This is a genomic window from Actinoallomurus soli (assembly GCF_024055715.1).
GTDB classification, from domain to species: domain Bacteria; phylum Actinomycetota; class Actinomycetes; order Streptosporangiales; family Streptosporangiaceae; genus Actinoallomurus; species Actinoallomurus soli.
In genome coordinates this window covers 125,799-137,671 of sequence record NZ_JAMXMV010000007.1, presented here as the reverse complement: position 1 = coordinate 137,671, position 11,873 = coordinate 125,799, and the positions used below count along the sequence as shown (strand labels likewise).

Annotated in this window: 9 protein-coding genes; 4 read left to right on the top strand and 5 right to left on the bottom strand. The window is 71.5% G+C overall.

From position 1 onward, the window contains the following. The first annotated feature begins 11 nt into the window (after positions 1-11). The gene (locus tag NDW01_RS19395) at positions 12-1,226 is read left to right on the top strand and encodes a DUF4185 domain-containing protein (protein ID WP_252822509.1); all 1,215 of its coding nucleotides are present in this window, start codon (positions 12-14) and stop codon (positions 1,224-1,226) included. Between the two features lie 84 nt (positions 1,227-1,310). Here the strand turns inward: NDW01_RS19395 and NDW01_RS43015 are convergent, their stop codons facing one another. Together NDW01_RS43015 and idi are read right to left on the bottom strand one after the other, a co-directional pair. Beyond that, the gene (locus NDW01_RS43015; protein WP_256512403.1) at positions 1,311-1,436 is read right to left on the bottom strand and encodes a hypothetical protein; all 126 of its coding nucleotides are present in this window, start codon (positions 1,434-1,436) and stop codon (positions 1,311-1,313) included. A 139-nt stretch (positions 1,437-1,575) separates the two neighbouring features. Continuing rightward, the gene (idi, locus tag NDW01_RS19390) at positions 1,576-2,148 is read right to left on the bottom strand and encodes an isopentenyl-diphosphate Delta-isomerase (RefSeq protein ID WP_252822507.1); all 573 of its coding nucleotides are present in this window, start codon (positions 2,146-2,148) and stop codon (positions 1,576-1,578) included. A 120-nt stretch (positions 2,149-2,268) separates the two neighbouring features. Between idi and dxs the strand changes: the two genes are divergently transcribed. The 3 genes from dxs (at position 2,269) to NDW01_RS19375 (ending at position 7,126) form a co-directional block, all read left to right on the top strand. Then, entirely contained in the window at positions 2,269-4,167 is a 1,899-nt protein-coding gene (gene dxs, locus NDW01_RS19385) for a 1-deoxy-D-xylulose-5-phosphate synthase (RefSeq protein ID WP_252822505.1), read from the top strand. Positions 4,168-4,248: 81 nt separating this feature from the next. Beyond that, positions 4,249-5,718, top strand: coding sequence for an amino acid permease (locus NDW01_RS19380; protein WP_252822503.1), 1,470 nt, complete (start codon positions 4,249-4,251; stop codon positions 5,716-5,718). A gap of 52 nt (positions 5,719-5,770) precedes the next feature. Next, positions 5,771-7,126, top strand: coding sequence for an FAD-dependent oxidoreductase (locus tag NDW01_RS19375; protein ID WP_252822500.1), 1,356 nt, complete (start codon positions 5,771-5,773; stop codon positions 7,124-7,126). A 16-nt stretch (positions 7,127-7,142) separates the two neighbouring features. Here NDW01_RS19375 and NDW01_RS19370 read toward each other — a convergent pair whose 3' ends face one another. The 3 genes from NDW01_RS19370 to NDW01_RS19360 all read right to left on the bottom strand — a co-directional run bounded on the left by NDW01_RS19370 (position 7,143) and on the right by NDW01_RS19360 (position 11,871). Continuing rightward, positions 7,143-8,387 (bottom strand): hypothetical protein, encoded by a 1,245-nt coding sequence (locus tag NDW01_RS19370; protein ID WP_252822498.1) that lies wholly within the window; start codon positions 8,385-8,387, stop codon positions 7,143-7,145. An 87-nt stretch (positions 8,388-8,474) separates the two neighbouring features. Beyond that, positions 8,475-10,565: a 3-hydroxyacyl-CoA dehydrogenase NAD-binding domain-containing protein gene (locus NDW01_RS19365; protein WP_252822496.1), complete on the bottom strand. Its 2,091-nt coding sequence runs from the start codon at positions 10,563-10,565 to the stop codon at positions 8,475-8,477. A 121-nt stretch (positions 10,566-10,686) separates the two neighbouring features. Then, positions 10,687-11,871 carry a thiolase family protein gene (locus NDW01_RS19360; RefSeq protein WP_252822495.1) on the bottom strand — a complete coding sequence of 395 codons (1,185 nt, stop codon included), beginning with the start codon at positions 11,869-11,871 and terminating at the stop codon, positions 10,687-10,689. Between the last annotated feature and the right edge of the window lie 2 nt (positions 11,872-11,873).

The following is an 11,873-nucleotide window of genomic DNA, read 5'->3' as shown; positions in this document are numbered from 1 at the left end:
GAGACGCGTAGATGAGAATCCGTTCCACGCTCGCGGCGGTCGGCACCGCCGCGGCGCTGACCACCGCGCTCACGGCGACACCGGCGGTGGCCGCCACCTCCGTCCCACCGGTGCGCTTGCTCACCGTGACCGGTACCGCGCAGCTGCCGCCGCTGCGGCAGAACTCGCACGTCATCGGGCGTGACAACGGCCAGAGCGCCGGTTACGCCGGGAAATCCGTGTGGATCTTCGACGACACCATGCTGCGGGACCCCGACGACTTCCTGTCGAACACCGGCGCGATCACGAGCGACCTCGACGCTCGCGACGGCATCGACCTGTACTCCAACAACCCGTTCACCGAGGACTCCTCGACCGCGCCGAAGCAGCTGATACCGCTGACCGACGCGGAGAAGAAGTTCCAGGACGCGCATGCCGCGCCCTGCGCGGCCGGGGACCAGTACTGCGGCACCGTGTACGCGAACTGGCCCGGCCCGGTCGTCGCGGACCCCGCCCGGCACCGGATCATCTTCTCGTACGGCAAGCTGTGCCGGGGGGCGCCGGACGGCACGCCCTGCGCGTCCGGATTCGTCGGCACCGCCCTCGGCACCGGCTTCGCCCAGCTGGACATGCGCACCCACCAGCTCAGCCTGATCGAAGTCGAGCACCCCGACCCGGCGGTCACCGGGGCCGTGCCGGAGGGGAACGACCCGACGCTGATGTTCGCGCCGGGCAAGGAGTTCGCGTCCGGCTCGATGGTGCTCCACGACGGCATGATCTACACGTACGGCCGGTGCGACACCACCGCGAACTCCTGCGCCTTGGCCAGGGTCCCGGCCGGGCGGATCCAGGACCGGCTCGCCTGGCGCTACTACACGGGCCGGTCCGGCGACGGCACCCCGGAATGGTCGACCGACCCGAACGCGGCGGTGACCGTCGGCGCCGGCAACGGCGCGGCCGGCTCCACCATCCAGTACGTCCCGGCGCTGCACGGCTATCTGAACACGTTCATGGGCTTCTACGACAACGTCGGCCGCTACCAGACCGCGCCGGCCCCCTGGGGACCGTGGACCGCGCCCAAGCCGATGTTCACCGGCCTGCCGACCAACACCCTGTGGGACTACGCGATGTTCGCGCACCCGGAGTACTCCAGCCGGGGCGGCCTGACCCAGTACTTCACCTACTACCGGCCTGAGGACACCTCCCAGCAGCTGGTCCGGGTCGACTTCGACCTGACCGGGAACTGACGGAGAGCGTCCGCGGGGGCATGCACTCTCATGTCCCCGCGGTTCGCTCCCGTTCCCAGGACCCCAGCGGACGATCTCCCGCTGTCACTCTCGCCGGGGCTGGGCGTGGAGGCGCCAGTAGTGCCCGGCGATGTCGTCCGGCTCGAATGCGCTTCCAGGAACGTCCCGCCGCCGCGCGGCGACGCGGCCGATGATCACTGCACCCGGCATCACCGACTCCTTTTCGGGGATCAGTCGATGACGGGACGGTAGACCGTCACATCAGTGTCAAGGTCGAGCGCGGACGGGGCCGGGTGTGCCAACGAGGTTCTCAGAACGGGCGGACGAGGCGCCGGGCGGTGGGCTCCGGCTACCAGGCGATGGCGGGTGGCAGCAGGGAGGTGGGCGCGGCGGGCCAGTCGGCGGGCTTGCCGAGCGGGATGAGCTGGGCCATCTGCTCGCGATACCACGGAGACGCGGAGGGGTCGTCCACCAGCGCCACGCAGGACGCCCAGTCGCGCCAGTCGGCCACGGCGGTCTCGCCGGGGTGGAGGCGCAGGTCGCCCGTTGCGGCGGCGCGGACCACCGGGCACAGTTCGTATTCGACCACGCCGTCGGCGGCGGTCGCGCGGTAGCGGAACTCCGGGAGAATGAGCGTCATGCTCTCGATCTCCAGGCCCAGCTCCAGGCGGACGCGGCGGCGTACGGCGTCGCGCAGGCCCTCGCCGGGTGCCGGATGACCACAGCAGCTGTTGGTCCACACGGATGGGAACGTTCGCTTGTCGTGCGCTCGTTGAGTGATCAGGATGCGCCCCGCCGGGTCCGTCAGATAGCACGAGAACGCGAGGTGCAGGGGCGTGGCGCCGTGGTGACTTGACGCCTTCGGGGCCGTGCCGATGGCATGGCCGTCGGCGCCCAGCAGCACGATTCGTTCGTCATCCATCACTCTCTTTATATCCGATCGCTACGCTGCGCCACGTGAACTCGGCTCAGGGGCTTCGCGTCTCATAGTCGAGCGGCCACTAAAATCAGCATCCGCAGAAAAAACGAGGAGATGACCCGCGTGACCCTTCTTGAGTCGATCCGAGGGCCCGAGGACCTCAAGCGCCTGGCTCCGGAGCAGCTTCCGCAGCTCGCCGGCGAGATACGAGACCTCCTCGTCACCGCGGTGTCGACGTCGAAGAACGGCGGTCACCTCGGCCCGAACCTCGGTGTGGTCGAGCTCACCATCGCCCTGCACCGCGTCTTCGACTCCCCGCGCGACCGGATCCTCTTCGACACGGGCCACCAGGCGTACGTCCACAAGCTGCTCACCGGGCGGCAGGACTTCGGCACGCTGCGGCAGGCGGGCGGGCTGTCCGGCTACCCGAGCCAGGCCGAGTCCGAGCACGACGTGATCGAGAACTCCCACGCCTCCACCGCCCTGTCGTACGCCGACGGGCTCGCGAAGGCGTACCAGCTGCGCGGCGAGGGCGACCGGTTCGTCGTGCCGTTCATCGGCGACGGGGCGCTGACCGGCGGCATGGCCTGGGAGGCGCTGAACAACATCGCGGCGGGCAAGGACCGCCGGGTGGTCATCGTCGTCAACGACAACGGCCGGTCCTACTCCCCGACGATCGGCGGGCTGGCCAGTCACCTCGCGGACCTGCGAATGACGCGGGGGTACGAGCACGCCCTGGACCTGATCAAGCGCACGGTGCCGCGCACCCCGGTTGTGGGGCCGATGGCGTACGAGGCGCTGCACGGCATCAAGAAGGGGATCAAGGACATCCTGCAGCCGCAGGCGATGTTCGAGGATCTGGGCCTGAAGTATCTCGGGCCGATCGACGGCCACGACGAGGAGGCCGTGGAGCACGCGCTGCGCAAGGCCAAGGACTTCGGCGAGCCGGTGATCGTGCACTGCATCACCCGCAAGGGCTTCGGCTACGCGCCCGCGGAGAACGACGAGGAGGAGGCGTTCCACGCCCCCGGCCTGTTCGACGCGGCGACGGGGCGCAAGCTCGCCAAGAGCTCCCGCACCTGGACGAACGTCTTCAGCGACGAGCTCGTGGCGCTGGGCGCCGAGCGTACCGACGTGGTGGCCATCACCGCGGCGATGCTGCACCCGACGGGCCTCGCCGCGTTCGCCGAGGCATACCCCGAGCGCACGTTCGACGTGGGGATCGCCGAGCAGCACGCGGTGACGTCGGCGGCGGGACTGGCCTTCGGTGGCATGCACCCGGTCGTCGCGGTGTACGCCACGTTCCTCAACCGCGCGTTCGACCAGCTGCTCATGGACGTCGCGCTGCATAAGCTGCCGGTCACGGTCGTCCTCGACCGGGCCGGGGTGACCGGCGACGACGGGCCGAGCCACAACGGCATGTGGGACATGTCGATCCTGCAGGTCGTGCCGGGCCTGCGCGTCGCCGCGCCGCGGGACGGCGCGCGGCTGACGGAGCTGCTGCGCGAGGCGGTGGGCGTCGCCGACGGGCCGACGGCCATCCGGTTCCCGAAGGGGCCGGTGGCCGAGGACGTTGCGGCCGTCGACCGGGTCGGCGGGATGGACGTGCTCGTACGCTCGGGCGCGCAGGACGTGCTGATCGTCGCGGCGGGCCCCATGGCGGGCGTGGCGGTCGAGGCCGCCCGGACCATCGACGCGCACGGCATCGGCGTCACGGTCGTCGACCCGCGCTGGGTCAAGCCGCTGGACGCGGAGCTGCCCGCTCTGGCCGCCGGTCACCGGGTCGTCGCGGTCGTCGAGGACAACTGCCGGGTCGGCGGCGTGGGCGACGCGGTGGCGCGGGCGCTGCGCGACGCCGACGTGGACGTGCCGGTCCGGACGTTCGGCATCCCCGACCGGTTCCTCGACCACGCCAAGCGCGCGCAGATCCTCGCCGACATGGGGCTGACCCCACAGGGCCTCGCCCGGGACATCACGGCGGCCACCGCCAGGGACGAAGTCCTCGAACCGACCGAGTCCTGACCGAGGACGGATAGACGCGGTTCGTTGATTTTCTCCGACGTTGGGTAGAGGAGGGCCAAAAAGGCGGCAAAGGAGTCTCTGGTGCGTGTCTTCCGAACGAAATCGGTTGAGCGGTCCATTCGAGATACGGACGAGCCCGGTCACCGGCTGCGTCGGGACCTGAGCGCACTGGACCTGACCGTCTTCGGCGTCGGGGTCATCATCGGCACCGGCATCTTCGTGCTCACCGGCGAGGTCGCCAAGGAGAAGTCCGGGCCCGCGGTGGCGCTGTCCTTCGTCGCCGCGGCCATCGCCTGCGGCCTCGCCGCGCTGTGCTACGCGGAGTTCGCCTCGACCGTTCCGGTGGCGGGCTCCGCGTACACGTTCTCGTTCGCGACGCTCGGCGAACTGCCCGCCTGGATCATCGGCTGGGACCTGGTCCTGGAGCTGGCGCTGGCGGCGGCGACCGTGGCGGTCGGCTGGTCGGGGTACGCCAGAACGCTCCTCAGCGACCTCGGCTGGGATCTGCCCTCCTCCGTCGCCGGCGAACACGCGACCTTCAACATCCCGGCCGCGCTGATCGTGCTGGTCGTGACGGGCGTCCTCGTCCTCGGCGTGAAGGTCTCCTCACGGGTCAACGCCGTCATCGTCGCGATCAAGATCGCGGTGGTCCTGTTCGTGATCGTCGCGGGCCTGTTCTTCATCAAGGGCGCCAACTACCACCCGTTCGTCCCGAAGGCCGTCCCCACGCCCGAGGCGCACGGCGGGAAGACCCCGCTGATCCAGGTCATCTTCGGCTTCGTCCCGTCCACGTACGGCTGGGCCGGCGTCTTCGCGGGCGCCGCGATCGTCTTCTTCGCCTTCATCGGCTTCGACATCGTCGCGACCGCCGCCGAGGAGACGAAGAAGCCGCAGCGCGACCTGCCCGTCGGCATCATCGCCTCGCTCGCCATCTGCACCACGCTGTACGTCGCCGTCTCCCTCGTCGTCGTCGGCATCCAGAACTACCGGCAGCTGAGCGTCGACGCGCCCCTGGCGGACGCGTTCAAGGCGATCGGCCACTCCGGGTTCGCCACGATCGTCAGCGTCGGCGCGCTCGCCGGCCTGACCACCGTCGTGCTGATCCTCATCCTGGGCCAGAGCCGGGTGTTCTTCGCGATGAGCCGGGACGGGCTGCTCCCGCCGTGGCTCGCCAAGGTCCACCCGAAGTACGGCACGCCCGCCCGGATGACCGTCATCATCGGCGTGGTCGTCGCGGCGATCGCCGGCCTGGTCCCGCTCTCCGCCCTGGCCGACCTGGTCAACATCGGCACCCTGTTCGCGTTCGTGGTCGTCTCGGTCGGCGTCGTGCTTCTGCGGCGCACCCGGCCGGACCTGGAGCGGTCGTTCCGCGTCCCGGCGTCCCCGCTCGTGCCGATCCTGGCCGTCCTGGCCTGCGTCTACCTCATGCTGAACCTGCCCGTGGAGACGTGGATCCGCTTCGTCGTCTGGATGCTCATCGGCTTCGCCATCTACTTCACGTACGGGTACGCCCACAGCAGGGCCGGTAAACCGTCGGTCGAATCCCGGTGATGTGGCCCCGCCGGTCCTGACGCCGGCCGCCTCCGGCGCGCACAATGGCGAGGTGGCGGACACACCTCCGCTCCGCGTGGCGGTCATCGGGTCCGGGCCGGCGGGCATCTACGCCGCCGAGGCCCTGGTGAAGCAGGCGGACGGCAACGTACTCATCGACGTCTTCGACCGGCTCCCGACCCCGTACGGCCTCGTACGGTACGGCGTCGCGCCGGACCACACGTCGATCAAATCGATCGCGCGCTACCTGCAGCGGGTGCTGGAGCACCCCGGGGTGCGCTTCCTCGGCGGCGTGGAGTTCGGCGCCGACGTCACGCGGGACGACCTGCTCGCCTGCTACGACGCGGTGATCTACGCGACCGGCGCCATGGTCGACCGGCATCTCGGCGTACCGGGGGAGGACCTGCCCGGCAGCGTCGCCGCGACCGATTTCGTCAACTGGTACTGCGGTCACCCGGACGCCGCCGGCCTCGACGTCGACCTGTCCGCCGACGAGGTCGCGGTCATCGGGGTCGGCAACGTCGCCGTCGACGTCGCGCGGATCCTCGCCAAGACCGCGGACGAACTGCGCGCCACCGACGTGCCCGAGCCGGTGCTCGACCTGCTCGGCGGCAGCGCCGTACGCCACATCCACATGATCGGCAGGCGCGGTCCGGCGCAGGCCAAGTTCACCACGAAGGAGCTGCGTGAGCTGGGCGCGCTGCCGTACACCGAGGTCCACGTGCGGCCTGAGGACCTGGAGCTCGACCCGGCGAGCGCCGCGCTCGCCGAGTCCGACCGGCACGTGCGCGGCAACGTCACCGTCATGCGCGACTGGGTCGGGCGCCCGCTTGAGGGCCGGGCGCGCCGGCTCGACCTGCGGTTCTGGCTGCGGCCCGTGGAGATCCTCGGCACCGACCGGGTCGAGGGCCTGCGCCTGGAGCGCACCACGCTGAACGCCGAGGGCCGGGTCGTCGGCACCGGCGCGTACGAGACGCTGCCGGTCGGGATGGTGCTGCGCTCGGTCGGCTACCAGAGCGTTCCGCTGACCGGCGTGCCGTTCGATCCGCGGGCGTACGTCGTGCCGAACGAGTCCGGGCGGGTGCTCGGCGAGGACGGCGCGCCGATGCCGGGGGAGTACGTCGCCGGCTGGCTCAAGCGCGGACCCACCGGGGTGATCGGCACGAACAAGGCCGACGCCGCCGAGACGGTCCGCGCCCTGCTCGCCGACCTGGGCGGCCGGGCCCGCGAGCACCCGTCGATCGAGGGGCTGCTGGAGGCGCGCAACGTCCGCGCGGTGACGTACGACGACTGGCTCCGCATCGACGCCGAGGAGATCGAGCTGGCCCGTACGCTCGCCCGCGGGGAGCGGGTCAAGCTCGCCGGCTGGGACGCCCTCCGCCACGCCTGCGGCACGCACACGCCCTGACCCCGGCCGGCCGCCTTCACGAGCCGCCGCGGAGCTCCCGGGCCAGCGCGCGCAGCCGGGGACCACGCGGTCCGGGCAGCCGGTCGAGCTGCTCCGCGAACTCCCACGGACCGATCGACGACCGGGCCTCCGGCGGGAGGTCACGCGACGGGAGATCCTCCTCCCGGTGCACGGCGGCGGCGAGCCCCCGGTGACCCCATCGGGTACGGGACAGCGATCGAACGGTCTGGGTCTGGTCGTGAACCAGGTAGGACCAGATTCTGACGTCGAGACCGACGCTCCGTACCGCCGGCGAGGGAAGGTCCCGCGTCCACCGCCTCGTCTCGGACCGGTGCCGGGGACCCGAGCCCGGGACGGGGACCACCGCGATGAACCGCAGGCCGCCGGGCAGGGGATCGCCGGGCCGTACGCCGAGGAGCCCGCGGACGTCGGTGAAAGGCCGGCCCGGACCCGCGAGGTCGCAGACGGCGACCGGCCGCCCACCGGCCGGCAACGCGGCCCTGAGGGCGTTCGCCGCGCCGTCCACGCGCGGTGCCCCGGAGGCGACGGGTGCGGGGGCGGGCAGACGACGGGGGATCCCGGCCAGCGACGTGCCCCGCAGCACGGTCGACAGCAGGTCGTGGATCAGGTCGCCGGCGCCTTCGATCACGAAGACTTGCTCCCCGTCCGCGGCGACGAGGATCCGCGCCGCACACGACGCCAGGGTCTGGAACCACAGCCAGTCCGGCAGCGTGGCGTCCGGTTCAGGCGAGGGGGCGACGCCGAGCCGATCCTCCTCGGCGGTCTCCCACGGGAACGGGTCCCGGCCCTCGGCGACCCCGTCGGACGTAGTGCCGACGGTGACCGCCGCCGGCTCGAGCCGTACCTCCAGCCAGCGTCCGCAGTCGTCGATCCGCGTCGCCACCGGTGCCGCACAGCCGTCACAGGCCAGGTTCGGGCCACCGCCTCCGTCCAGGGCCCAGCATCCGGTGTGGCACCGCTCGATGATCAACCGCGTGTTGCGCGTGTTCCCGGGCGCCAGCACGTAGGTGTTCCGCGGAGCGGGCGGCCACCTCCGGCCGATCAGGTTCCCTGCGCCGTCGAGGACCTCCTCCACGGCGTAGTGGAACGGCTCCGGATCGATCGCGTAGGTGCCGTACGTCATCCGGGCCGGGCGGTGGACGTCGTGTCCGGGCGGCCGCGTCTCGCGGTGAGGAAAGGCGACCCGCTGCAGAGGCGAACTGAGGATCGTGCCACAGGCCGCGCATCGGAAGACCTCCATGGGCCCGATTCTGCCGACGCGCCGGGGATGGCGCACGCGCGGGCGCCCCGGCACGGTGTGCCGGGGCGCCCGTGGCGGATCGAGGCGTCAGGAGTGGAAGCGAACTCCGTTGACCTTCTCCGCGATACCGGTGCGGTCGAGGTACGGCGTGATGCCGCCCAGGTGGAACGGCCAGCCCGCGCCCAGGATCAGGCACAGGTCGATGTCCTCGGGCGCGGCGACGACGCCCTCGTCCAGCATGATCCTGATCTCCTCGGCGAGCCCGTCGAGGGCCCGGGCGATGACCTGCTCCTCCGTGGACGGCGACGTGCCGCCCTCGAACAGCGCCACGGCCTCGGGGTCGAAGGTGAAGTCCGGCCGGTAGACGCCGGGCTTGCCCGCCGCGACCAGCTTGGCCAGGCCCGCCGACAGCGGGAACCGCTCGGGGAACGCCGCGTGCAGCGTCTCGCCGACGTGCAGCGCGATCGCCGGGCCGACGAGCCCCATCAGCACGAACGGCGACATCGGCAGGCCGAGCGGGTTGGTGGAGCGCTCGACCACCTCGATCGGCGTGCCCTCCTCCACGGTCTTGAGGATCTCCGCCTGCAGCCGCAGCAGGATGCGGTTGACCACGAACGCGGGCGCGTCCTTGACCAGCACGCAGGACTTCTTCAGCGCCTTGCCGGTGGCGAACGCCGTGGCCAGCGCCGCGTCGTCGGTCCGCTCGCCGCGGACGATCTCCAGCAGCGGCAGGACGGCGACCGGGTTGAAGAAGTGGAATCCGACGACCCGTTCGGGGTGCTTCAGCTTGGCGGCCATCTCGGTCACCGAGAGCGAGGAGGTGTTGGTGGCCAGCACGCACTCGGGCGAGACGACCGCCTCGACCTCGGCGAAGACCTTCTGCTTGACGCCCATCTCCTCGAACACGGCCTCGATGACGAAGTCCGCGTCGGCGAACGCGTCCTTGGTCAGCGAGCCGGTGACCAGGCCCTTGAGCCGCGACGCCGTGTCCGCCGAGATCCGGCCCTTGCCGAGGAGCTTGTCGACCTCGCCGTGGACGTAGCCGACGCCCTTGTCGAGACGCTCCTGGTCCAGGTCGGTGAGCACGACCGGGACGTTGAGCCGCCGGGCGAACAGCAGCGCCAACTGCGAGGCCATCAGCCCGGCGCCGACCACGCCGACCTTCGTCACCGGCCGCGCGAGGGACTTGTCGGGCGCGCCGGCGGGTCGCTTGGCGCGCTTCTGCACCAGGTCGAAGGCGTACAGGCCGGAGCGCAGCTCCGGGCTCATGATGAGGTCGGCGAGGGCCTCGTCCTCGGCGGCGAAGCCCTCATCGCGGCTCCGGTCCTTGGTCGCCGCGACGAGGTCCAGCGCCCGCAGCGGCGCCGGGGCCGCGCCGTGCAGCTTGCCCTCGGCGAACCACCGGGCCTGCGCGACCGCGTCGTCCCACGCCTTGCCAGTGTCGACCTCGGCGCGCTCGACCGTCACCTCGCCGGTCAGCACGCGGGCGGCCCAGCGCAGCGACTCCTCCAGGAAGTCGGCCGGCTCGAACATCACGTCCGCGATGCCCAGGTCGTACGCCTGGGGGCCGCGGAGCATCTTGTTCTGGTTCAGCGGGTTCTCGATGATGACCTTGAGGGCCTTCTCCGCGCCGATCAGCCGGGGGAGCAGATACGTCCCGCCCCAGCCGGGCACCAGGCCGAGGAAGCACTCGGGCAGCGCCAGAGCGGGCACGCCGGAGGAGATCGTGCGGTACGTGCAGTGCAACGCCACCTCGACGCCGCCGCCCATCGCCGCGCCGCCCACGAACGCGAACGAGGGGACGTTCAGCTCGCCGAGGCGCCGGAACACGTCGTGGCCCAGCCGGGCCACGAGCTCGGCCTGCTCGCGGCCCTCCAGGGCCTGCACGCCCTTGAGGTCCGCGCCGACCGCGAAGATGAACGGCTTGCCGGTCACGCCGACGGCCACGAGGTCGTCGCGCGTCGCGACCTGGTCGAGGGCGTCGTTCAGCTCCAGCAGGCCGCGCGGGCCGAAGGTGTTCGGCTTGGTGTGGTCGAACCCGTTGTCGAGCGTGATCAGCGCCATCGTGCCCGCGCCGTACGGCAGCTCGACGTCGCGTACGCGCGCGTGCGTCACGACCTCGTCGTGGTCGACGTTCCCGGCGTCCAGCAGCGAACGCCACGTCTGCACCGTGGTCACTTGCCCCCCTCGAAGTTCGGGTTCTCCCTGTTCATGGGTCGCTCGCGCTCCTCACTCGCTCCGCGGGCCGCCGCGGGGACGGCCTGCGACCGGTGGGCGGCGGACCGCTGCGCTCGCTGCGTCACACTCGCTCCCAGAGCACGGTGCCGCCCATGCCCATGCCCACGCACATGGTGGTGAGGCCGAAACGGACGTCGGGCCGCTCGGCGAACTGGCGGGCCAGCTGCATCATCAGCCGCACCCCGGAGGACGCGAGCGGGTGGCCGAGCGCGATGGCGCCGCCCCAGGGGTTCACCCGCGCGTCGTCGTCGGCGATCTTGAAGTGGTCGAGGAAGGCGAGGACCTGCACGGCGAACGCCTCGTTGATCTCGATCAGGCCGATGTCGTCCATCGTGATCGAGTTGCGGGCCAGGAGCTTCTCGGTGGCCGGGACGGGTCCGACGCCCATGACCTCGGGCTCGACGCCCGCGAACGCGTAGTCGACCAGCCGCATCTTGGCGGTGAGGCCCAGCTCGGCGGCGACGTCCTCGGCCGCGACGATGCAGCCGGTGGCGCCGTCGTTGAGGCCCGCGGCGTTGCCCGCCGTGACGTGGCCGTGCGGCCGGAACGGCGTCTTCAGGCCGGCCAGGCCCTCCAGCGTCGTCTCCGGGCGCGGCGGCTCGTCGGCGGTCGCCAGGCCGTAGCCCTTCTCCTGCGAGCGGATCGCCATCGGCACCAGGTCCGGCTGGATCTTGCCGGCCTCGTACGCCGCGGCCACCTTCTGCTGGCTGCGCAGGGCGTACGCGTCGGCGCGCTCGCGGGTGATATGCGGGTACCGGTCGTGGAGGTTCTCGGCCGTGGACCCCATGATCAGCGCGGAGGGGTCGACGAGCTTCTCGGCGAGGAACCGCGGGTTCGGGTCGACGCCCTCGCCCATCGGATGCCGGCCCATGTGCTCGACGCCGCCGGCGATCGCGACGTCGTACGCGCCGAAGGCGATGCCGCCGGCCACGGTCGTGACGGCGGTCATCGCGCCCGCGCACATGCGGTCGATGGCGAACCCGGGGACGCTCTTGGGCAGTCCGGCGAGCACGGCGGCCGAGCGGCCGATGGTGAGGCCCTGGTCGCCGATCTGCGTGGTCGCGGCGATGGCGACCTCGTCGATGCGGTCGGCAGGCAGGGAGGGGTTGCGCCTCCGCAACTCGCGGATCACGCGGACGACGAGATCATCTGCGCGGGTCTCGGCGTAGAGCCCCTTGGGGCCCGCCTTGCCGAACGGCGTGCGAACGCCGTCGACGAAGACCACGTCACGTGCGGTACGGGGCACGG